Origin of the sequence: Paenibacillus sp. FSL H8-0104 (genome assembly GCF_038050215.1) — a bacterium.
GTDB classification, from domain to species: Bacteria; Bacillota; Bacilli; order Paenibacillales; family Paenibacillaceae; genus Paenibacillus; species Paenibacillus amylolyticus.
In genome coordinates this window covers 4245402-4269570 of record NZ_JBBOTC010000001.1, presented here as the reverse complement: position 1 = coordinate 4269570, position 24169 = coordinate 4245402, and the positions used below count along the sequence as shown (strand labels likewise).

Sequence of the window (24169 nt, the reverse complement as noted above, 5' to 3'; positions counted from 1 at the left end):
ACTCTCTGGGCGCGACTGATATTCTCTTACTGGTCCCGTCATCACGTTTCGTTCAATATTTCTTATAACATACCATGGAAACTTGGCATATGCAAAGGGGTTATCGTCCTGTAAATTACTTGAATAAATTCAGCTTGCCAATCCGCTGGGCAGCTTCGCGTAATCGGTTTTCATCACTTAACAGCCCCGCGCGCACATAGCCTTCGCCATGCGAACCAAAACCAATACCTGGGGCTACGGCTACCTTGGCTTCTCGCAGTAACAAGTCTGCAAATGAAGCGGAGGTATAACCTGGAGGTACAGGTAACCAGCTGAAGAATGAACCTGCGGGTTTCGAAGCTTGCCAGCCAATCGAGGAAAGAGCGTCATAAAATGCATTGCGACGGGATTCGTAACGTGAAACGAGCGAAGTAACACATTCCTGAGAGCCAGTAAGTGCTTCCGTTGCCGCAGCCTGAATTCCACCGAAGAGACTGACATAGATATGATCTTGAAGCAGATTGATTTTAGAAACAATCTCCGCATTGCCAAGCGCGAATCCAACACGCCATCCAGCCATATTGTACGTTTTGGATAACGTATAGAATTCAATGCCCACTTCTTTGGCACCAGGGGCTTGCAGGAAACTTACGGGACGATGTCCGTCAAATCCAATTGCACCGTAAGCAAAGTCGCTGGCAATGACGATTTGATTTTGAATGGCAAATTCAACCGTATCTTCGTAGAACGAAAGGGGTGCCGTTGCTGACGTTGGATTGTTGGGATAGTTCAGGAACATCAGCTTGGCTTTCTCCCGATCTTCGGCTGTAACAGTTTCATAATCCGGCAGGAATGCATTGGACTCCAGCAAAGGCATAAATGACATGTTTGCTTTGGCGAGTGCAACACCAGACCAGTAATCCGGGTAGCCGGGATCTGGAACGAGAACGGTGTCCCCGGGGTTAAGCAGGACCTGAGGTAACTGAACCAATCCGGTTTTTCCTCCGAACAGAATGGCGACTTCAGTCTCGGGGTTCAGATCAACGTTGTAATCTTCCTTATAACGTTTGGCGACGGCTTCCTTCAGGAAAGAGTACCCTCTAAAAGGGGAGTATTTGTGGTAGAGGGGATTCTCAGCCGACTCTTGCAGTGTTTTCACAATATGAGGTGGTGTAGGTGTATCCGGGTTCCCCTGACCCAGATTGATCACGTCATGTCCACTTGCGATTTCACGATTTACATTTTGAACAAGGGTAGCAAAAAATTGCGTTGGCAGCTGTGTCATCACATCAGAAGTCGGTATCTTAAAAGCTGAACGAGCAGTTATATGGTCTGATTGGGTCATTATATTCATCACTCCGGTTTATTAAAAATGGCAAATAGTTCTCATTAATTTATCACGCCAATCCCGAGCTGTATAGAGGGAAATGCACTTGAATATACAGTACATAGGGGCAAAGAGCGGAGTATTGTACAAAACTGAAAGTGCTCATTTAGTTTTGTCCATTGAGCTGAGAGAAGCCATGTTTTATGATAATATCCGATAATGATAATCAATATCATTAATTTCTAGCACAACGCACATGATATAGGGGGAGAAATAGAAATGAAAAAGGGCATACGAAATACGGGAGTATTATTAACGATCACATGGTTATCCATCCTGCTACTGGCTTGTGGAAATCAGGCTGCAACACCTGCTGCTGGCGCAGATGATTCCAAAGTAGCCACAGAAACCACAGAGACCCAAACTGCAACGAAAGAGACGAACGAGGGCGAGACCCGGATATTCAAAGACTGGACTGGCCATGAAGTTGAGATTCCTGTAAATCCGAAGCGAGTTATCTATCATGGAGAAGTTACAGGGGATCTGCTCGCGCTTGGTGTAGTTCCTGTCGGCATACTTCGTCAAGAGGGAACCGTATTTGATGATCAGGTTGCTCAGTCAGAAGATGTAGGATTTCCGATCAGTGTGGAAAAGGCGTTAGACCTGAATCCCGATCTGATTATTTTCTCCAACAGTGACGAGGCTCAATATGATCAGATCGCAAAGGTTGCACCCACGGTTACATTTGATTCGTTTGGTTTAATAGAAGATCGCATGCGTATCCTTGGCGATTTGTTGAATAAGAAGCAAGAAGCGGAGGAATGGGTTACGGCTCATCAAAAAGCGACGGAAGAGATGTGGACGCAACTTCATGAGAACGGATTAAAAGAAGGGGAGACTGCTTCGGTATTCACCATGTATCCCGGGAATCGTCTGTTTGTCATGGCGGGTGCAGGATTGCCACAGTTGTTATACGGAAAAGACGGGCTGAAGCCAACCGCGGAAATCCAGAAAGTATTGGATGAAGACATGGGATTTGTAGAGATTTCGACTGAAAAATTATCTGAATTTGCCGGTGATCGGATATTTATTCTGGATCCTGTGACCGACGATGCGAAGCAATCCACCAAGGAATTGCTGGATAGTACAATCTGGAAGAACCTGCCTGCGGTGAAAGAAGGAAAAGTATATCGTTTTAATATCGTAAAAGCTTCTAGTGATGCCCTTTCCAGGGAGTGGCTGTTACAAGAGCTGCCAAAACAGATGGTTCAATAATGGTGACGAGCTAGTGAGGCAGCAGTAACACCTTTGAGTAATGCAGTTATAAAAAAAGTGAAAGGGGCCTTCAACATTTCGTTGAACGCTCTTTTTTGCTGAATAAACTCATATCTGGATTATTAACAATCTCTAGCTTATAATCAGACCATACAGAATGATTGATAATCATTCTCATTTTAGAAAAAACGAGGTGAACCGACATGCAGGCTTTGGATGCCGATGGGGGAGCGTTGTTCTTTTCAGCATTCATGTTTCGGCTGGATCATCTGGTACGTCGAATTGAACCACCTGAACAGGTGATGCTGGAAGTTGCTTGCGAGAAACATGCGTTCCTGATCTGTGAAGAAGGGGATGGGCGTTTATATATAGGGCATGAACAGTTTCCGTTTACTACGGGATGTGTTTATCCACTTTCTCCGGGAGAGGGGTACCAGATTGAACATCGTAATAACTCGGAATTGAAATATATCATAATGGCTTTTGATGTTATTCATGTGTTGACGGGTGATCCCGAACTCTTTACCCGCGCTCTATTTGAGCACAGAAACCAATTGAATGGTTATCCCTATGCTCCGTTAAGTGGGTTGCTGGAGCAGATGTATGTCATTCGGAATTATAAAACAGATGCTGAATACAGCCATCTGAATGCACAGTTCCAAAAATGGATGGAGATGATCATTACCCGGTACACTTCTCCAAAGACGGAACAGAGTATGGAGACAAGACTACACAGCACGATTCAGTATGTGGACGACCATTATGCTGAAGAAATCACTGTACAGAAACTGGCACGACTTGCGGAGATCAGACCTGTACAATATACGACCCTTTTCAGACAACTCACGGGTCACAAGCCGCTCGATTATGTGAATCATGTTCGCATCAAACATGCCAAGGACTGGCTTCGCAAATCAGATGAACCACTTCGGGATATAGCGAGCCGCGTGGGGTTTAAGGATGAGTATTATTTCAGCAGGCGTTTTCGCCAAATGACCGGATTATCTCCTCGTCAATATGACAGATCGATTCAGCAGCAGACATTAGTACATGATTGGTTGGGTCATGATGTGAATATTCCAGTAAATCCGGAGCGAATTATGTATTACGGAGATTGCGCTGGGGATATGCTGATGCTGGGCATTCAGTTGCTGGAAGAACGGACATATGACGCGGTCGCTCCGGTTAATGTGGAAGCCGCTGTTATCATGAAGCCGGACTTGATTATTTTTGATAGCAGCAATGAACAGCAGTATGAACAACTTTACCGGATTGCACCGACGCTTGCTTACAATTCACATGCCACTTTGGAAGAACGAATGCGCAGATTGGGCAGCTGGTTTGGCAGACAACCGCAGGTTGAACAATGGCTAACCTCCTATGCGGAGCGTACCGAGCAGATGTGGGCGAAGATCCATACTGTGATTGAAGAGGGGGAAACGGCATCCGTATTTACATACCATCGGGGTGCACGATTATTTGTTATGGGCAATATCGGTCTGGCGCCTATGTTATATCATCCAATGGGATTCAGGCCAGTGACCAAAGTGAAGGAAGCACTTGTGGCAGGCAGAGCCTATAAGGAAATCTCGGCTGAAGCGGTACGTCAGTACGCGGGAGATCATGTGTTTGTTATGCTGCCTGAGGAAGTTGTGGCAAGACAGGCTACAGAGATGCTGATGAAAAGTCCCAGTTGGCAGGCCCTTCCGGCTGTGCAGAATGGACGGGTATATCCTGTGGAGGAGTCAACATGGAATGTGGGTGATGCGCTCACGAGTGATCGATTGTTGACCCTGCTCCCTGAGTTGTTGTGTGCAAGTTCATAATAAAAACAGGCTTGCAGTCCTCAAGAGGATCAAGCTATGATAGCAGGTATTACGGTTCAGAGGAGTGCTTGTCATGACAGAAAAACAACAGGGAGAAATGCGTGTAGCCCTGATTCAGGGCGATATTCAACTCGGAGACCCTGAGGCTAATCATAAACATATGCAGACGTTGCTTGAGCGTGCGGTAGAACAATATCCGGATCTGGGGCTGGCTGTGTTACCTGAGATGTGGAATACCGGATACGCTTTGACTCAAATTCATGAACTCGCTGACCCGGAAGGCCAGAAATCTCGGGAATGGCTGTCTGCTTTTGCTCAAAAACATCAAATATCCATCGTTGGCGGTTCAATTGCTGAGAAACGGGATGGTCAAATATACAATACAATGTACGCTTATGATCGTGAAGGAAAACAGGTAACACGATACGATAAATTACATTTGTTCCGTCTGATGGACGAAGAGAAATATTTACAGCCAGGTGCGGAACCTGAAATTTTTGAATTGCAGAACGGTCTTACAGCGGGTGCTTCGATCTGTTATGACATCCGGTTTCCGGAACTTGCCCGCACCCTTGCTTTGAATGGTGCCAAGGCATTGATTGTACCCGCCGAATGGCCGAAACCTCGTCTGCACCACTGGCGTACGTTGCTTACCGCACGAGCGATTGAGAATCAGATGTATGTGATCGCATGTAACCGTGTAGGTAAAGGGGGAGAGACCGAATTTTTCGGACATTCCCTCATCATTGATCCTTGGGGTGAGATTGTGGCTGAAGGTGGCGAAGGGGAAGAGATCGTGACCGGAATTATTCGTCCATCTCTGGTAGATGAGGTTCGCGGACGGATTCCCGTATTTGAAGACCGTCGACCTGGCGTTTATTTTGGCGGAAAATAAAAACTGAAATGAAATTCTTCAGAAAAAGTGTTTATTCTTCCAGGACGCGGGTAATGATAACTATCCCGTCACCAAGGAGGATGATCAATCAATGGACAACCATGTGAAAGATACGCTCAGGAGACTGGAACAGGATAACACAAGGGAAGATCACTTAAGGGCATTCTTAGAGAATGGAGCAGGAGGGCTATCACCCCCTGATTCAACTGTTCAGGACGAAGGCCGTGTAATGAATCAGCAAAACAGGCTGACAAGCGATCGTAATTTGCGTAAATAAACCGCCAGACATGAAGTTTTCTTATGTACGTTTCTACGTTAACATTATAAATTAGCATTGAGCTAAACAACTTAACAAGCAACATTGTACTGTAACCAGTTACTGTGATTGCAATGTAAGAACTCTATCCTGCGGATGCGGGAAACGAGTATATGACAAAGGCTTGGCCCATAAGGGTCAAGCCTTTGTTTTGTTTCAGTATGAAATGTACCCATACCCATAGGAGAAATTTTTTAGTCTCCCTTTGACAGTTCGGCCACGGTTTGTTGAAACGTATGGATGAATGCTTCGGCTGCCTTCGACAGCACTCTTCCTTGACGATAAGCCACAACAAGTGTTCTGCTAGGAGTAGGCTCAGCAAGTGGCACATACACAGGCACGAACTCACTGCGCGGCGCACGGGCGATAAAGCGTGGAACCAGTGTAATGCCCATACCAGTGGCGACCAGCGACTGAACGGTTTCAATATTTGTGCTCTCAAACACAACTTGGGGATCAAAACCAGCCTGCTCACAGAGATCAAATGTAAGTTTGCGGAAGCCCTGCCCTTTTTTCAACACAACAAACGGTTCATCCCGAAGCTCTTCAATTCGCACAGGAAGCGGATGTTCCGGATCTGCCCTGCGTGCCAAAGGGTGATTCGGGGGAACTGCCAGATCAATCTTTTCCTCTCCAATGGCAACATAGGCGAGACTTGGCTCTTGTAAAGGAAGAGATAACAGACTGAGATCTGCTTTGCCACTTGCTGTCAATTTCTCAAGCGTAAGCCCGGAGTCTTCCAATAAGGTAACCTCAATCTCGGGATAAGCTTGTTGGAACGCAGGAAGCACGTGTGGGAGCAGGTGTGATCCCGTGATCGGCATGCTGCCTACAACGACTTTACCTTTGCGAAGCTGGGAGATATCGGACATTTCCTGACGCAATAGCTCCACAGCATCTACGATCTTCTGGGCTTGCTCGACAAACGTAACACCCGCATGGGTTAACTCCACGGTACTTGTATTACGCTGAAACAGTAGCACACCCAATTCTTTTTCCAATTTGGATAATTGCTGGCTTAATGAAGGCTGGGCAATATGTAGCTTCTCTGCTGCCCGGGAGAAATTGCGTTCGGCCGCAATTTGCAGCGTATATTGAAGTTGTCTGAATTCCATCGTCATCGGTCATTCCTTTCGTTATGCCACCATTATATCATTACAGATGAAGAAATCATTAATTTCGCTTAACCGCTTGCACTCCATCAGAAGAGTTGTTATACTGATTTTGAAAACGCTTAATAAGAACTGCTTACCCGGGTAAAACAAAATCAACGTTTTCATGTGTGCCAGTTTCAAGTGTTAGCACAGAACCATTTCAAATGTTCATATTCTTTTTCGTTCATATAATTGAATAACATTCATCCAACGATGGCGTGTTACTGTTCGGCAGGCAAGACCTAGATTGGGTGGGAAGAGTTTCTCTTTTCCTACCCTTTTTAGGTCTTTTTTTGTTCCCATCAAGAAACGGAGGTGCACCATGAATCACAAACAATTAGCCCAATCGATTATGGAGCTGGTCGGTGGCAATGATAATATCAACACGTTAATTCATTGCTCTACCAGGCTCAGACTTACCCTGAAGAATCCGGATATGGCGAAGACCCAAGAAATTAAGAGCCTTGATGGTGTTATTGGCGCAGTGAATAGCGGCGGACAATATCAGGTTATTATCGGTAATGACGTCGCGTACGTCTACAATGAACTTGCCAAGATGATGGATACTCGGCAATCAAACGAAATTCAGGAGAAACAAAAAGCGGATTATAGCCCCAAAGGACTGTTTAATACTTTTGCCAGTGTCATTGCAGGCATTTTCCAACCTATTATCCCAGCCATTGCTGCCTCGGGCATGCTTAAGGCACTTTTGCTACTGGCGACCGTGACCGGCCTGATGTCTAAAGAGAGCCAGACATATACCGTTTTGAGTGTCATGTCTGATGCTGCCTTTTACTTTCTTCCGATTCTACTGGCCTATTCCAGCGCAAATAGATTTAAAACGAACCCCTTTGTTGCCGTTCTGTTTGGTGGAATCATGTTACACCCGAATATGATTGGTCTGCTTGGCGGTGAAGATCCGGTGTCCTTTATTGGCATACCTGTTGCATCCGTTCAATATGCGACATCCGTGGTACCGATTATTTTAACGGTCTGGTTCATGTCTTACATTGAAAAGTTCGCGGACAAGATCTCACCAGGACCGGTCAAAATTTTCCTTAAACCTTTGATTGTTATTCTCATTGTTGCTCCAGTTGCCCTGATTGTACTTGGACCTCTGGGGATGTATCTCGGAACGGGAATGTCCAACCTGATCTATTGGATTCAGGATAAGATTGGATGGTTGACCGTTGTCATTATGGCTATACTGATGCCTCTGATTGTCATGTTCGGTATGCATAAAGTATTTTATCCCATTATTTTCGCAGCCTTGGCTTCACCTGGATATGAAACACTGGTGCTGGTCGCGATGCTGGCATCCAATATGGCGCAGGGAGCAGGCGCACTGGCGGTGTCATTCAAAACCAAAGACATCAAGCTTAAACAAGTCGCTTTGTCTGCAGGAATTTCAGGTGTATTCGGTATCACGGAACCTGCTCTGTACGGTGTACATCTAAGGCTCAAGAAAACGCTGTTTGCCTGCATGATCGGCGCCGGAGTCGCTGGGTTGTTCGCAGGTATTGTGAATCTCAAGGCATATGCTGCCGTGGGTCCGGGGATTGCATCTATGCCTATGTTTATCAGTGAAGATCATATGAATATTATCTATGCGATCATTACCATGCTGATCTCTGCCATTGTCGCGTTTGTCGCTGTATATGTCATTGGATTTCAGGATGTTGTTCCAACAGCAGTGTCGATAGCAGGCAGTCCTACAACCAAAGCGAGAGGCGAATCTGAAATCCAGCCATCCAAAGGGATCAAATCGAAAAAGATCGTTTTTGCTCCATTGGAAGGTAAAGTTCTGCCATTAAGAGAGGTGAAGGACGAGGCCTTCTCGCAAGAAGCTATGGGACAAGGTATGGCCATTCAGCCAAGTGTTGGCAAGGTGTTTGCCCCGTTTGATGGTACCGTTGAGACGGTGTTCCGCACTAAACATTCCATCGGTCTGAGATCGGTAGAGGGGGTAGAAATTCTGATTCATGTCGGATTGGATACGGTGAAACTGAAAGGCCAGCATTTTGATGTAAAAGTGAATGAAGGAGAACAGATCTCTCATGGTCAACTCCTGATTGAATTTGATCTTGAAGCTATACAAGCGGCAGGTTATGACACGACGACCCCTGTAATTGTGACCAATTCATCAGATTATCTGGAGATACTGGGCAATGAAACTGCGGCGACAACAGGACCGGGGAAACCATTAATTACGGTGTTATAACTCGCTGAAATATGAATGAAAGGCAGGCAGCCTGATATGGAAGTCATAAAAATACTGAATTCGAGCATTGTTCTTGCCAGACGTGTTGAGGATGACAAGGAAATTATTGTGATGGGAAAGGGCATCGGCTACAGGAGCAAACCGGGAGATGTCGTGGGCGAGGATGAGATCGAGAAGATCTATGTCCTTGAAAATGAAACGATCTCTTCGGATCTCACCGCCCTGATGAAGGAAACGCCAAAAGAATATCTGATTCTGGCTGACGAAATCATCTCCCATGCCAAACATACATTGTCCCGCCATCTGAGTGATCATCTCTATGTCGCATTAACGGATCATCTGTATATGGCCATGAAGCGATTCAAGGACAATATGACGATCCAGAACCGAATGTTGTGGGAAGTGAAAAAGTTCTATCCGCAGGAGTTCAGCATCGGGTTGCATGGTCTGTCTCTCATTCAAAAACAGCTTGGACTCTCCCTGCCTGAAGAGGAAGCGGCGAATATTGCCTTTCATCTCGTTAATGCGCAGCAGAATGATGACAATATGAATCAGGTCATGATGATGACCAATACCGTCAAGGATGTACTCAATATTATCAAAATTCACTATCACGTGGAGCTGGATACACACAGCATCAACTATTCACGCTTTTTGACCCATTTGCAGTTTTTCATTCAACGGCTTTTTGAGCATAAAACATTAAACACACAGGATCATGAGCTCTTTGAGCAGATCGCGAATAAATATCCCCAGGAAGAAGCCTGCGTACTGCTAATCAAGGATTATATTGAAGCTCGGTTTGAACATACGATCTCCAATGAAGAGATGATGTATTTGATTATTCATATCAATCGGGTCATGAGTCGCAATTGAGCAAGAATGAAAGAATTACAGAGATAATCCAAGGAGGAATACACAATGACCAATACGACAAGAACGTTTCCAGAAGATTTTCTATGGGGAGGAGCGATTGCTGCCAATCAGGCAGAAGGAGCGTGGAATGTGGATGGCAAAGGTCTGTCTACAGCCGACATTGCTATCTATCGAAAAGGTGTAGCCAAGAGTGAGTATAAAAAGCATAATGCGATCAATGAAGAACAGATCAAAACCGCGATGGAGTCTAGCTCGGACAGAGAATATCCGAAACGCAGAGGCATTGATTTTTACCACCGCTATGAGGAGGATCTGGCCCTGTTTGGGGAGATGGGTCTCAAAACGTTGCGCTTATCTATTGCTTGGACCCGAATTTTCCCGAATGGCAACGAAACAGAGCCGAATGAAGCCGGTTTGCAGTTCTATGACCGCGTTATTGATGGCATGCTGAAACAAGGGATTGAACCATTAATTACGTTGTCGCATTATGAGATGCCGATGTATCTGGTGAATCACCATGGTGGATGGACGGATCGGAAAGTCGTCGAGTATTTTGTTCACTTTTGCAAAACGGTGTTCACCCGTTATAAGGACAAAGTGAAGTATTGGATTACATTTAATGAAATTGACAGCATTGTTCGTCATCCGTTTACGAGTGGTGGTATTGTTCCGGAGCGTTTCGAAAATGTGGAGCAGGCTGTATATCAGGGGTTACACCATCAATTTGTAGCGAGTGCACTCGCAGTGAAATACTGTCATGAGATCATTCCCGGTTCCCAGATCGGATGTATGCTGACCAAACTGACAACGTACGCTCATACATGTAATCCCGAAGACGTACTTGTTGCTTCCCGGGATAATCAATTCAATCTTATGTTTACGGACGTACAGGTGCGTGGAGCGTATCCGTACTTTACGAAGAGATTTTTTGCCGAAAAAGGGATTAACCTGGATATGCTTGAGGGGGATGAAGAGATTCTTAAAGTACACACTGTGGACTTTATCTCATTCAGTTATTATATGTCCCTGGTATCAAGTGTGGATGGCGACCGATTGGAGCAGGTGAGTGGCAATACAACTGGAGGGGTGAAGAACCCGTATCTGCAAACGAATGATTGGGGCTGGCAGATTGACCCGGTAGGTCTGCGCATCTCACTGAATGAACTGTATAGTCGTTACGAGGTGCCTTTGTTTATCGTTGAAAATGGAATTGGGGCGGTAGACACGATTGAAGCGGATGGTAGCATTCAGGATGATTATCGTATTGATTATTTTCGCTCTCACATTGAACAGATGTATGAGGCGATTCTGGACGGTGTTGAACTGCTCGGCTATACCAGTTGGGGAGTAATTGATCTGATTAGTTATTCTTCTTCAGAGATGGAGAAACGATATGGCTTTATTTATGTAGATCAGGATAATGACGGCAATGGAACACTGGAGAGAAAACGAAAGAAGAGTTTCTATTGGTACAAAGATGTGATTGCAAAAAACGGTTTGTAATACAGTAGTCGGACAAGCACTCTCTATAAGAAGGTGTTGATATGATAATGTTCATTTCATAACAGAAACTAGCAAAGCAGCTCTGGATTCAGGGCTGTTTTTTTATGTTCTAGATAAAAAGCATTGACAGCGAAGCAACGGAAACGTAGTATAAGACTTATCTGATAATGATAATTGTTATCAATTGAAACCTCTGCGACGAGCAGTGGTTTATTTGTCTTTCTCTCATTATAGGTTAAACCTATTACATCTATAGATATTATATCTTGGAACAATGAAGGACAGGGTGATATATTTATGTCATTCAAGAGCTTCACTTTTTAAAGAAAACAGAGGCTCTTCCAAGGACCGAACTTATAATGAGGTGAAAATGATGAGTAAAAAAACGATGTTTGAGAAAATTTGGGAAAATCACGTAATTCATCAAGAAGAAGGCAAACCAAGCATTCTGTATATCGATCTGCATCTGGTGCACGAAGTAACTTCTCCACAGGCATTTGAAGGTCTTCGTCTCAGCGGACGTAAAGTTCGTCGCCCTGAACTGACATTTGCAACAATGGACCACAACGTTCCAACGAAAGACCGTTTCAACATTACAGATCCTATCTCCAAACAACAAATTGATACACTTTCGCAAAACTGCCGTGACTTCGGCGTGAAATTGTATGATCTGGACACGATTGATCAAGGCGTTGTACACGTTATGGGACCTGAACTGGGTCTGACTCACCCGGGCAAAACGATTGTATGTGGTGACAGTCATACGTCCACACACGGTGCGTTTGGCGCACTGGCATTCGGAATCGGAACAAGTGAAGTTGAGCATGTTATGGCAACTCAATGTTTGCAACAAGCAAAAGCCAAAACGATGGAAGTTCGTTTTGTCGGCAAACGTAACCCGGGTGTAACCGCGAAAGATATGATCCTCGCAGTCATCGCCAAATACGGTACAGACTTTGCAACAGGTTATGTTATTGAGTACACAGGCGAATCCATCCGTGAGTTGAGCATGGAAGAGCGTATGACGGTCTGCAACATGTCCATCGAAGGTGGAGCAAGAGCAGGATTGATCGCTCCGGATGAAACAACATTTGAATATCTGCGTGGACGTGAATACGTACCAGCGGGTGCGAAGTTTGATGAAGCTGTAGAGGGTTGGAAACAACTTGTAACAGATGAAGGTGCCGAGTTCGACCATGTGGTTGAAATCGATGTGGAGACATTGATTCCGCAAGTAACTTGGGGAACAAGCCCAGGTATGGGAACCGACATTTCTTCGAAAGTTCCTGTTCCGGCTGAATTGCCTACAGAAAACGAACGCAAAGCGGCTGAAAAAGCGCTTGAATATATGGGACTTGAACCGGGAACACCAATCGCCGAGATTCCAATTGATTATGTATTTATCGGTTCTTGCACCAACGGACGGATCGAAGATCTGCGTGCAGCAGCACAAGTGGCTAAAGGTCACACGGTATCCAGTCAGGTTACAGCAATTGTTGTACCAGGCTCAGGACGTGTTAAAATTCAGGCTGAACAAGAAGGTTTGGATAAAATCTTTACGGAAGCTGGATTTGAATGGCGTGATGCGGGATGCAGTATGTGTCTGGCGATGAACCCGGATGTATTGAAGCCAGGTCAACGTTGTGCTTCGACGTCCAACCGTAACTTTGAAGGACGCCAAGGACGCGGAGGACGTACGCACCTGGTATCTCCGGCAATGGCAGCAGCAGCAGCAGTTAAGGGTCACTTTGTGGACGTACGGGACTGGAATTTCAAAACAGAAGCAGCGATCTAATCTATAACAGACAGAAGGGAGAACGTTTAATATGGAAGAATTCAAAACATTACAAGGCATTGTTGCACCGGTAGACCGGGTCAATGTAGATACAGACGCAATCATTCCAAAACAGTTCCTGAAACGGATTGAACGTACCGGATTTGGACAATTTTTGTTCTATGAATGGCGTTTTGATGAAGAGGGCAACAATAATGCTTCCTTCGAAATGAACAAACCTCGTTATGAAGGGGCATCCATCCTGATCTCACGTGCCAACTTTGGCTGTGGATCATCCCGTGAGCATGCGCCATGGGCGATTTTGGACTATGGATTCCGTTGTGTCATCGCTCCATCTTATGCAGACATCTTCTATAATAACTGCTTTAAGAACGGAATCTTGCCAATCAAGTTGTCAGAAGAGCAAGTTGAAGACTTGTTCCAACGTACAGCGACACATGAAGGCTATGAGATGAATGTAAATCTGGAAAACAAAACGATTACTGATGCATACGGACTGCATATCGATTTTGATCTGGATGAGCACCGTCGTCAATTCCTGTTGCAAGGATTGGATGATATCGGTCTGACTCTTCAACATGATGATGAAATCGCTGCTTACGAACAACGCCACGCGGCAAAACTGTTCGGTTAATCGTTAAAGTATTGCATAACAGAAAGCTTCTGCCTCGCCAAAGGGACCTTGTTCCCATCGGTGAGACAGAAGCTTTTTGTAATATCAGAAGCTAAATTAGCTTAATAAGTCAGCTATACATAGAACTCCTGATTTTTCTTGACCGAATACTTCAACAGATACTATAACAGCCGACTAAATAGAGGAACCTAAAAATCGATTACTGAGGTAGCTCCAATGGGGCGTTTTTTGTATTCTGAAAATAGACGTAGATATAACAAGCCAAATGCACGAAATTCACAAGTGACCATACCATAAGCCATATGATTGGAGTTGATAGGGTAGTCCAGATGCCAAACCAAGGTAGCACACGTCCTCCGCCGATAAACGTAACCAAGGGGGACAGAGATAAGAGAATTAGAACCGGGATCAGTCTACCAACCGTGATCATAATCAATTTGCTGATCGTTAGGCGGTTGTTTTTCCGAAGTATGCGAAAATAGACGTAGATGCCCCATGCAAGCGTAGCGATGATCAGTGCAATCATAATCATTTCCATATTCCGACCGTTTACAAAAGAGGTTTGGGGTTCCTGCCCCCTCATAATGTCCGCTATTCCATCAATAAATGAAGAGTAATTCACATAAGCGTTTATACCAGAATTAAACATTACGGCAATGCCCATTTGCTCGTTCAAATAAACCTGTTCTTCGGACTTGTAGGTCCAGAAAATGCCGCTGTGGGAGATCGTTTGGCCGTTAGACGCATCTTGGTTTGCAAGCCAGCCCATGCCGTACGGACCGATCGCTCCTGAGGCATGATATTGTTTCATCAGCACAGGGGAAACGAGGCGGCCATTATATTGGGAAAGCATCCATAGGGACATGTCCTCTGCGGTTGAAACGATGCCGGCGGGACCCTCAATGAACCAAAGCGGTTCGGATTGACTTATAGCGCGTCCCAAGCTCAGGTAATGTCCTAGCGGGATAGTATTATTCTCATAGAATTGCTGCGTTGTATTGACACTGAAGGTATGATTCATTCCTAACGGTTCAAAAATATGTTTTTTCAGATAATCCGAAAACCGCTCTCCGCTAACACTGTCCACGAGGTTCGCCAGAAGCACGTAATTGGGATTATGATAGCTGTAGGCTGTTCCGGGGAAATGGGCAAGTTGAACCGTGTTTAATAATTGGTTCGCTTCAGCCAGTGATTGGAATTGCGGAGTCTTTGTCATATCGGGATTAATCTTGTCATTGAGACCACTTGTCTGATTCAGTAAATGACGGACCGTGATATCAAGAACGTGGGGGTCCTGTGGAGAAAGCTCTGGAAAATAGGAAGCGTAAGTCGCATCCAAGTCGATCTGACCCTTGTCCACCAGCTGCAGAACGGCTAATGCAGTAAAGGACTTGCTTAGTGAAGCAATGGGAAAAGGGGTGTTGCCCGTAACCTTCTGGCCGTCCGCCAATGTCCCGTAGCCTTTTGCGTAAAAGACCTCATCGTTATTGGCAATCGCCAGTGAAGCAGCCTTAATGTAATTGGCCTTCATGCTCCGATTCATATATTCGTCGATCTCCTGCAGCACTTCTGTCCTGTCTCTGGCTTCATTGGCGGATAAGGGGGACGCCCACCCGGTACATAACAACAAACAGCTAATTGTGATATACATTCTTTTTTTTAGTTTTAGCATGATAACACTCCTTGAATTCAAGATAAGGAGATGTTATCAGATCATTTTCAACTATTTATCAACTTGGGTCCCAATACTTGCCGTGACGCTTCCACCTCCGTTAGGACCGTTTGCAATCTGAAGACTACCTTCATGTTTTTCGCAAAACACCTTGCAAACGTAAAGGCCCAGCCCGCGATGTTCGCTCGCATCCCATACTTCGCCTCGGTAAAAAGGGAGTATAGCCTTACTCAGGGCTTCGTCAGAGAAACCAGTACCGTCCTCTGAGACGGTAATCTTCATAATGCCTCCCTGAACGTCATAATGGACGTTCACTTGACTGGTTGCGTATCTCGCCCCATTAGCCACTATATTCTCGAAAATCTGCATGACGAGATAGGGATCTACATGTACTGAGGCATTATCATATTCCACGGATGAGACGAAACGTATACCGAACTGTTTCGCGATTTGTTCAGCGCTGCCATCCAGCAAAGCCGTCAATGAAATCGTATCCATCGATTGGATGTTCAACGGCACATCCTCCAGCCTCTGAATGGAGTTCATGGCCTCTGCATAACTCTCCAGACGCAAGATGTGAAGGTTCATAGTATGGATCAAGTCCAGCACCTTTTCTTCCGACAACTTCTTCTCAGGAAGATAGGTGGAGAGAAGCTCGGCGTTTCCTTTTAACACGGACAGGGGTGTTCTCAGATCATGGGCAAAAATAGCATTGATCTGCTTGCGCTCTTCAACCGAACGCCAAAGTGTCTTAAGGTTTTTTTCCAATTGTGAGCGCATGTTTTCAAATAGCGCGATCAGCTCGCCCATCTCATCCTGGCTGTCATAGGAAATGCGGAAGTCTAGATCGTTGGCCGAAATGTTCTTGGATGCTCGTTTTAATAGCTCCAGCGGACGTTTTAGCTTCCATCTGTAAAATAGAACGGCCATGGTGACAATACCAGTCGCTACGGTGAGCAGAACCGCCGTGACGAGGGAGGGCATCACCCAATCCGTTTCTCCGAAACGCAGCCGCAGGTTCTCCGCCCAAGCAAACTCTATAGTTATAACGGCAAGCACGGCAATGAGTGTGACCACACACAACAGCATAAAAGATTGTAGCAAGGACAATCGCTTTAAAAACAGGAGTCTAGTCATGAACTTGGCCATTTGTACCCTACTCCCCAAACGGTCTCGATTTGATTATCACAGCCGTATTCCTTTAATTTGTAGCGAATCCGCCGTATATGCTCTGCGATGACATTACTGTCACCTTGCTCGTCCATGCCCCAAATCTTTTCGTATATGCGTTCCTTTCCAAACACCATATCAGGATGCGTGGACAGCAATTCGACAATATCAAACTCTTTTTTGGGCAGTGAAATTCGCTTATCCAGGTAGTAGAGCTCCCTGGCCGTATAATCAATGACCAATTCATTGTTAAACCTTACCGAAGATTTAGTTTGGATTCGTTGTTCCCTGCGTATATGTGCTTCGACCCTGGCGCCCAACTCGCGAATGCTGAAAGGTTTCAGGATATAGTCATCGCCTCCGGCACGAAATCCCGCTATTTTATCAGCATCTTCGATTCGAGCCGTTAAGAATAAGATAGGGCAAGAGACAAAGTCGCGAATTTTTTCACATAATTGAAGGCCGTTCTGTTCAGGCATGTTGATATCTAACAAAACGAGATCGGGTTGTTTTTCCACTTTCCGCAGCGCTTCCCTGCTGTCCTTGGCCGTCATCACGGAATATCCGTTAATTTCAAAATAATCAGTCAGTAGCTTTCGAAGATCTGCTTCATCGTCCACGATCAGTATTTTAGGCATCAAGTCTCAATCTCCTGTATTCAAGTATTTGAACTCAGCATAGCAAAAATGGATGAGGAATGTAATTTCCATATGATTTCGGGTACTGGACGAATGGAGAAAGTAACCTTTTTGCCACTCAGTTTCCGACTAAATATGACAACGTTGTAACCGGATGATCAGACAATATCTGATAAACTGATTAGTAGATTATGGAAGGTTACATATTGTCATTGATGTTACGCTGCAGAGAATCAGGTCGGATGTTCAAAAGACAAAAAGAATGGTGGATGAGTTATGAAAAAATGGTCGGCAGCAGTCGTTTTTCTTCTGTTCCTATGTTTATTCCCAGTCATGGCCCATGCAGACACCACTCCCTCGATTGTACTCGACGGTGTAACCATTAACCAGCAGACGGGTGCACCTGCAGAGAATATTGGGAAAACGGTCATGGTTCCAATTCGAATTGTATCCGAGAACCTGGGTTATAAGGTGAAGTGGGAGAAGGAAACTCAGTCAGTCCAGGTTCAAAAAGGAAACAGCATGATTCAAATGACGGCTGGCAAAGATGCAGCTACAGTGAATGGAAACGTGGTGAACTTGGATTCGCCCCCACTGATCAAACAGGGAACTACGCTTGTTCCGTTACGCTTTGTTGGGGAAGGCATGGGTCTGCGTGTTGGCTGGGACAATGGAACCAAGACAGTAAGCCTATTTAGTATTCCTCCCGTAGTTGAAACGGAAGGTGACAGTGACCCCGTCGAGGCACCTGTCCCGGATGGTTTGACAGAGCTTCAAGGCATCAGCTTCAGCGGAGATCGCTTGATTGTAGCAACAAACGGTAATATTAGCCCCAAAGTATCCAGTATTGGTGGGCCAGACCGAATTATTGTTGATCTGCCTTCAGCGACATTTTCTGAGGAATTCATTCAGGGACAAGCCTCTAACCCGGATGGGAGTGGACAGATTCTCGTTACGGATTCATCCATAGTTTCCAAAGTTCGGTATGCCATGTTCAGTAAATCGCCTTCTACCGTGCGTGTCGTTCTGGATCTGAATCAGACGGCTACAGCCAAATGGTCTGTTGGAGATAACAATGTCTTGCTCGTTGACCTGACAGCCACGAGTGGAGAACCGACAAGCCAACCGGCAGTACCTACCAATGATGGCAAAACGATTGTGGTCATTGATCCGGGACATGGTGGTCGTCAATCGGGTGCAGTGAGTTTGTCAGGAGCTTATGAGAAGGATTTCAATCTGGCTGTAGGACTGAAGGTACAGGCAACCCTTCAAAAATACCCAAATATTCAAACGGTCATTACACGCCAGGATGATACAGAACTTTCGCTCAAACAGCGTGTGGATATTGCTGAATTGAATCAGGCAGATGTTTTTGTATCCATTCATGGAAACAAATTCACTACACCGGTACCAAACGGCATTGAAACGCTCTACAGTCGTAAAGAAAGCAAAACTTTGGCTGACACTCTTCACAAATATGTGTTACCGGTAACAGGACTCAAGGATCGTGGGGTTAAAACGGCTAGTCTGCATGTGACGCGTGAAACAACCATGCCTGCTGTGTTACTTGAACTTGGTTTTTTAAGTAACCCTACAGATGAAGCAGTCATGCTCACGGAAGAATACCAGGACAAATGTGCACAGGCGATTGTGGACGGAATTGTTGAATTTTTGGGACTATAAATTGAATTGTGCGCAAATATGAAGGTTAGGGTATTACGTTGTTTAGAGATGTATATTTGATAAATAAGGAAAAAACAAGACATTAAAATGTAAAAAAAGCTTGATCTGACAACGTTTTTTTTCTGTTATGTTGGAATATATTCGCAACTTTTGAGAGCGAGGGGCGTCTAATAGGTGTCTGGTAATGCCCAAGCGGTCAGTCGGAGTTGGAAAATGACAACATGCGGCAAAAAAATATGAGAATGGTAGGGGTGAAGGATGAAGAAGTTCGGTTTTTTGGTACTGTTATTTGTCTTTGGGCTCGTATTCCCGGGCTATAGTCACGCAGCAACAGACACGAAAATTATCCTAGACGGAAAAGAAATCGTACAGCCATCGGATACAAAAGCGGAAATTATCAACAGCAAGGTGATGGTTCCGATCCGGGTTGTGTCCGAAAATCTTGGATATAGCGTGGAGTGGAAGCAGCAAACGCAAACAGTGACTATTAGCAAAGACAACACTGCCATGCAGATGATTGTTGGACAGAAGACGGCAACGGTGAACGGCAGTAACGTAAACTTGGATGCCCCGCCACTCGTGAAAAATGGTACTACGCTCGTACCTCTCCGATTTATTGGTGAGGAAATGGGTCTTAAGGTGGGTTGGAACAATACCACGAAGACGGTAACATTAGTTACCCAGAATTCAGGTTCCGGAAACGGGACAACCACACCTCCGAACTCTGGCAATGAAGGCGGAGGATCGGATCAAGAAGGTCTTGTACTGGTGAACGGCATCAGCTTCAGCGACAACCGCTTCATGATTGCAACAAGCGGAAGTACGAAGCCGAACGTCTTCACGATGACAGGACCAGATCGAATCGTTATAGACTTGCCGAATACCGCATTTGCTGGTTCATTCAGTGAAGGACAGGCTCTAGACAGCAACCAGAATGGACAACTCGTCGTTAGCGGCTATCCGGATGTGTCGAAGATTCGTTACTCGTTATACAGCAACAGTCCATCTACAATTCGTTTTGTAATCGATCTGTCCAGTTCAAAAGGGTACAGTGTGCAAAATGATTCCGGACTGGTTATGATTAACCTCGACAATCAAAGTGGTACACCTGCCCCTCCAGTTGGTAATAATGGCAAAAAAGTTGTCGTTATCGATGCAGGTCACGGAGATCAGGATCCTGGCGCAATCGGTGTAACTGGTAAACGTGAAAAAGACTTCAATCTGGCAATGGCTCTGAAAGTGGAAGCCTTGTTGAAAAAAGAATCCAAAATTGACGTTGTGTTAACGCGCAGCGATGATACATTTTTGGCATTGAAAGAACGTGTGAAGATTGCACAAGACATAAAAGCGGATATTTTCATCTCCATTCATGCTAACAGTGGCCCTACTGCTGCGAACGGTGTAGAGACATTCTATACACGCTCCAACAGCAAAGCACTTGCTACAGTGATGCACAAGTATCTTTTACAGTCTTCCGGACTGAAAGATCGTGGAGTGAAAACGGCAAGTCTCCATGTGACCCGTGAAACGACAATGCCAGCAGTTCTGCTGGAAGGTGGATTCCTTAGCAATAAGAGCGACGAAGCAGCCCTGTTCACTGAGAGTTTCCAGAACAGTGTTGCCAAAGGGATTGTTGCAGGAATCAAGGAGTATCTGGGAATTAAATAAGGGACAAGCCCTTATGTTGAGGAGGCGGAGTTAGAATGAACAAGAAAATATGGATTGCAGCCTTGCTGGTAACGGTTATGGCAGTTGCTGCTGGATGTGGAAGCAAGCCAACAGCTGCTCCGAATCAGACGCAAGGCGCAGGAACTGAAAACAATGTAACCGAGGTTGAAGGCGAAACAATTACTGAACCGGTAACTGCTGAGCCTGAAGAGAATACAACGCCTACAGAATCGACGGAAGGCAGTTCGGAGGAAGAGACTACAACTACTCCGCCAAGCGAAACGTCTACGGAGAAGCCGGCAACTTCCGAAAGTAATGAAAAGAAAACGATCACTGTATTCTATACGGATGAAGAAGAACTGGAGTTGCACAAAGCTTCGGCAGAGATTTCATACGCATCGGATGATGCCAAATATAAAGCTGCCTTTGAATCACTGCAACAGAGCAAAGACGCTAAACTGGTTCCGCTGTGGTCTAAAGAAATTGAATTGAAGTCTGTTCAGTTCAAGGATGGAGCTCTTACGCTGGATATTCATATGCCAGATACGGCACGTCTTGGAGCAGGTGGAGAGTCTTATGCACTGGATGCTCTAAAACAAACGTTCTTCCAGTTTGATGAAGTAAAATCACTTGATTTACTGGTGGATGGTCAGCAGACAGAGAGTCTGATGGGCCATGTGGATCTTGAACATCCAATGACAAGATCCGAATAGGCTGTACAGCATACTGTTGTACCGTGAATCCACGGAATATGGGTCGTTTTACATGAGAGAGGGGAATCATAGGTGACTTTTAAATATAACCATACATCACACTCTAAAAAAGTAGTATCAGCCGTGCTTGCAGGCATGATGGCCCTTAGCGCCGGCGGAGCTGCCATGGCAGCAGAATCAACAGAAACGGGGCAGGGTCAGACTGCTGCAATAACAAATACGGCTGCACCAACTGGTTTGTTCAGTGACATCAAGGTCGGATACTGGGCTGAGAAACATGTGTACAAACTGGCATATCAAGGTATTCTTCTCGGTAACAACGGCCTGTTCCGTCCAGGAGACGCGGTAACACAGCAAGAAGCTGTAACGATGGCAATTCGTTTTATGAATCAAGAGGGCCAGTTGAATACCGACACGGCTGCGGCATTACCGACAAACATGGAAGTGGGAAATTATTTCAAGCCATATGTCGCGCTGGCACTTCAACTGGGACTGATTGACAAAACGGAAGAATCAACGGTGGATGTATCCAAGACCTCCTGGGGTCAAAAACCAGCTTCACGGGAATGGATTACCAAATTGTTAATCCGTTCATTGGACAAGGATGCTGAAGCAAAGGCACAAAACAATCAATCTACCGGATTTGCTGATAATGCAAGTATTTCCGAAAGTGGTAAAGGTTATGTCAATCTGGCTGTTAGCCTGGATCTGGCCAAAGGTGTGGAAGGCAACAAATTCAATCCAAGTGGTTCCGTAACCCGTGCTCAACTGGCTACCTTCTTCAGTCGTGGTGAATCGTTAACGGATACAACGTACCCGAACACATCCACGGGTTATGTGACAGGATTGAAAGATGGGCAGATCACGCTGGTTGTGGACGGCAAAGCCGTTAACTTCGCAGTGAACAGCAGTACGCCTTACTTTACGAAAGACAGTGAAACTCGTGCTTCCGCGACAGATGTGAAGCTGTATACAAAAGTTATGGTTGTAGGTTCTGCAGGTGGGGCTTCCTATGTAGAAGTTGTTGATGCTACACCGCAGGTGGAAAGTGTTGAAGGTACATTTGCACGTTCATTGTCTGGTAATAAAATTGGTATCTTTGTGGGCGAGAATTACGAAACGTACAGTTATGATGAGGCAACTGCATTCATCGATCAGAATGGTAATGCAATCAAACTGTCCGATATTACGGCAGATAGCATCATCGAAGTACAGCGTGAGACGTTCTCGACTGACAAAAAAACAGTTGCTATTCGTGTGAAATCCGGCATTGTTAACAAGAGTGACAATGGCGTAATTGCTGAAGTATCCACTTCTGGCAAAACGATCAAACTTGTCAATGCAGCGGGTGCTACAGAACAGTTTGCATACAATGACAATCTGCTTATCACATATCAAAACCGTATCATGTCAGTGGCTGATCTCAAAGCCGGCAGTGCCGTGAAATACACCGTAAAGGACAGCGTTTTGCAAACTATTACATTGTCTCAAGGTGTGGAGCAATCTGTGCGCGGAACATTGGTTGAGATCGGTGGTAACCAGTCCACGTTAACGTTCAAACGTGAAGGGGGTTCCCTTGAGGCGAAACTGCTGACTGAAAAGCCGGAAGTTATTATCAATGGCATTCAGGATGCAACGCTGAATGATCTCATCACGGATGCAACGAACGGGGATCAGGTGGAGTTGACATTGAACTCTGACGACCAGGTAACGCGTATTCAGGTGATTGGACGTCAAATGGAACCTATGAACGGAGTAACGGTTGTATCTTACAACAGCAAAACAAAGGTACTTACCGTGTTGGACAACAACAAAAAACCGTTTGTATTTACATTGGATGAGAAAACCAAACTGGATTACAATACGACCAAACCTACACTCGCTGGTCTGGAGTCGATTTTAAATGATGGTCGCAAATTGGATCTGACCTATGTGGGAACACGTGCGTTGTCCGTTAAAGTGATTTACAAGTATGAAGGTACGATCAGCAACATTGACACAACGGGCAGAAAAATCAGTGTGTTGTCTGGTAATCAGACGATTACAGTGCCTTATACTACAGCACCTACGGTTGAGATCTATAACAAATCGGGCGCAAGTCTGGGAGATTTGAAGATTGGTGACAAAGTGACCGTAACGCTTGGAGCAAATCAGGATGTAGTGCAGAAGGTTGCACTGAACACTGTGGCTCAATTCGAAGTGGTTGCCTTGGAAGCAAATAGTCGTATTCGAGTAAAATCCGATCTGTTGACAAGTCAGTTCTACGTGGATCAAGCGGTACTGACAGGAGAGAGTGGTCAGACGATCACGCCTTCACAACTGACAGCAGGCAACCTGATCAATGTAACGTTTGAAGGAGCTACGCCAAAAGCGGTTCAAGTCGTGAAGCGTACGCTGGCTGAAGTTACAGCGGTGGATGCTTCATCTGTAACGCTCAAACAGTTTAACGGCCAGACTGAAACCGTGCCTGTTAGCGGTTCTGTTAAAGTCGTAAAATCTGGCTCCACATTAACTTCATTGACTAGTCTTACGGTCGGAGATCGTGTGGAAATGACAAAAGATACGGATAATTCCACACGCTTCAGAGTACTAACTGTTATGAGCAAACAATTCTGGTCTTATGATGGCGTGGGTAACCAGATTTTGGTTAAACGGGAAACGACAGCAGATACAAACTATCGTTTTGCACTCGGATCAAGTGTATTTGTTCACCAGGGTGACAATACTTTAAGCGTGCAATCTCTCAGAGATAATGATAATATTGTATTGTATCTCCTGAACAATGTTATTCTGGAGATTCAAAAACAGTAATCGTTTCTTTTCG

At 45.2% G+C, this 24169-nt stretch carries 18 protein-coding genes; 13 read left to right on the top strand and 5 right to left on the bottom strand.

Features of this window, described 5'->3' with window-relative positions; translation table 11 throughout:
* Positions 1 to 115: 115 nt before the first annotated feature.
* On the bottom strand, positions 116 to 1324 hold the full coding sequence (locus NST38_RS18885; RefSeq protein ID WP_076250024.1) for a pyridoxal phosphate-dependent aminotransferase: 1209 nt from the start codon (positions 1322 to 1324) through the stop codon (positions 116 to 118).
* A 261-nt stretch (positions 1325 to 1585) separates the two neighbouring features.
* On the opposite strand from NST38_RS18885, the gene NST38_RS18880 reads away from it, so the two are divergent.
* The 4 genes from NST38_RS18880 (at position 1586) to NST38_RS18865 (ending at position 5579) form a co-directional block, all read left to right on the top strand.
* Positions 1586 to 2581 carry an ABC transporter substrate-binding protein gene (locus NST38_RS18880; RefSeq protein WP_076250025.1) on the top strand — a complete coding sequence of 332 codons (996 nt, stop codon included), beginning with the start codon at positions 1586 to 1588 and terminating at the stop codon, positions 2579 to 2581.
* A 203-nt stretch (positions 2582 to 2784) separates the two neighbouring features.
* Positions 2785 to 4407 carry an AraC family transcriptional regulator gene (locus NST38_RS18875; protein WP_341344034.1) on the top strand — a complete coding sequence of 541 codons (1623 nt, stop codon included), beginning with the start codon at positions 2785 to 2787 and terminating at the stop codon, positions 4405 to 4407.
* 73 nt (positions 4408 to 4480) lie between these two features.
* Positions 4481 to 5302, top strand: a complete 822-nt coding sequence (locus tag NST38_RS18870) for a carbon-nitrogen family hydrolase (protein WP_076250027.1) — start codon at positions 4481 to 4483, stop codon at positions 5300 to 5302.
* A gap of 91 nt (positions 5303 to 5393) precedes the next feature.
* Positions 5394 to 5579, top strand: a complete 186-nt coding sequence (locus NST38_RS18865; RefSeq protein WP_017687767.1) for a hypothetical protein — start codon at positions 5394 to 5396, stop codon at positions 5577 to 5579.
* Between the two features lie 233 nt (positions 5580 to 5812).
* Here the strand turns inward: NST38_RS18865 and NST38_RS18860 are convergent, their stop codons facing one another.
* Entirely contained in the window at positions 5813 to 6733 is a 921-nt protein-coding gene (locus NST38_RS18860; RefSeq protein ID WP_036607891.1) for a LysR family transcriptional regulator, read from the bottom strand.
* A gap of 361 nt (positions 6734 to 7094) precedes the next feature.
* Here NST38_RS18860 and NST38_RS18855 point away from each other — a divergent pair, with 361 nt between their 5' ends.
* The 5 genes from NST38_RS18855 to leuD all read left to right on the top strand — a co-directional run bounded on the left by NST38_RS18855 (position 7095) and on the right by leuD (position 13801).
* Entirely contained in the window at positions 7095 to 8993 is a 1899-nt protein-coding gene (locus NST38_RS18855) for a beta-glucoside-specific PTS transporter subunit IIABC (protein ID WP_076250028.1), read from the top strand.
* A 36-nt stretch (positions 8994 to 9029) separates the two neighbouring features.
* Positions 9030 to 9869: a BglG family transcription antiterminator LicT gene (licT, locus tag NST38_RS18850; RefSeq protein ID WP_074095604.1), complete on the top strand. Its 840-nt coding sequence runs from the start codon at positions 9030 to 9032 to the stop codon at positions 9867 to 9869.
* Positions 9870 to 9914: 45 nt separating this feature from the next.
* The gene (locus tag NST38_RS18845; protein WP_076250029.1) at positions 9915 to 11372 is read left to right on the top strand and encodes a glycoside hydrolase family 1 protein; all 1458 of its coding nucleotides are present in this window, start codon (positions 9915 to 9917) and stop codon (positions 11370 to 11372) included.
* Between the two features lie 373 nt (positions 11373 to 11745).
* Positions 11746 to 13167, top strand: coding sequence for a 3-isopropylmalate dehydratase large subunit (gene leuC / locus NST38_RS18840; RefSeq protein ID WP_076250030.1), 1422 nt, complete (start codon positions 11746 to 11748; stop codon positions 13165 to 13167).
* A gap of 31 nt (positions 13168 to 13198) precedes the next feature.
* Positions 13199 to 13801, top strand: a complete 603-nt coding sequence (gene leuD, locus NST38_RS18835) for a 3-isopropylmalate dehydratase small subunit (RefSeq protein ID WP_036607574.1) — start codon at positions 13199 to 13201, stop codon at positions 13799 to 13801.
* 199 nt (positions 13802 to 14000) lie between these two features.
* On the opposite strand, the gene NST38_RS18830 is transcribed toward leuD, so the two are convergent.
* Genes NST38_RS18830 through NST38_RS18820 form a run of 3 tightly spaced genes read right to left on the bottom strand, consistent with a single transcriptional unit; the run spans position 14001 to position 17281 of the window.
* Positions 14001 to 15473 carry a serine hydrolase domain-containing protein gene (locus tag NST38_RS18830; RefSeq protein ID WP_076250031.1) on the bottom strand — a complete coding sequence of 491 codons (1473 nt, stop codon included), beginning with the start codon at positions 15471 to 15473 and terminating at the stop codon, positions 14001 to 14003.
* A 51-nt stretch (positions 15474 to 15524) separates the two neighbouring features.
* Complete coding sequence (locus NST38_RS18825) at positions 15525 to 16610, bottom strand: HAMP domain-containing sensor histidine kinase (RefSeq protein ID WP_341344033.1); 1086 nt, start codon at positions 16608 to 16610, stop codon at positions 15525 to 15527.
* The gene (locus tag NST38_RS18820) at positions 16607 to 17281 is read right to left on the bottom strand and encodes a response regulator transcription factor (RefSeq protein ID WP_036607568.1); all 675 of its coding nucleotides are present in this window, start codon (positions 17279 to 17281) and stop codon (positions 16607 to 16609) included. The genes NST38_RS18825 and NST38_RS18820 overlap by 4 nt, the downstream gene beginning before the upstream one ends.
* A 276-nt stretch (positions 17282 to 17557) precedes the next feature.
* On the opposite strand from NST38_RS18820, the gene NST38_RS18815 reads away from it, so the two are divergent.
* From NST38_RS18815 to NST38_RS18800, 4 genes are all read left to right on the top strand, one after another.
* Entirely contained in the window at positions 17558 to 18964 is a 1407-nt protein-coding gene (locus NST38_RS18815; protein WP_076250033.1) for an N-acetylmuramoyl-L-alanine amidase family protein, read from the top strand.
* 258 nt (positions 18965 to 19222) lie between these two features.
* Positions 19223 to 20632, top strand: coding sequence for an N-acetylmuramoyl-L-alanine amidase family protein (locus tag NST38_RS18810; protein WP_341344032.1), 1410 nt, complete (start codon positions 19223 to 19225; stop codon positions 20630 to 20632).
* A gap of 35 nt (positions 20633 to 20667) precedes the next feature.
* The gene (locus tag NST38_RS18805; RefSeq protein WP_076250035.1) at positions 20668 to 21345 is read left to right on the top strand and encodes a GerMN domain-containing protein; all 678 of its coding nucleotides are present in this window, start codon (positions 20668 to 20670) and stop codon (positions 21343 to 21345) included.
* Between the two features lie 72 nt (positions 21346 to 21417).
* Positions 21418 to 24156 carry an S-layer homology domain-containing protein gene (locus NST38_RS18800; protein WP_036607560.1) on the top strand — a complete coding sequence of 913 codons (2739 nt, stop codon included), beginning with the start codon at positions 21418 to 21420 and terminating at the stop codon, positions 24154 to 24156.
* The last annotated feature ends 13 nt before the right edge of the window (positions 24157 to 24169 follow it).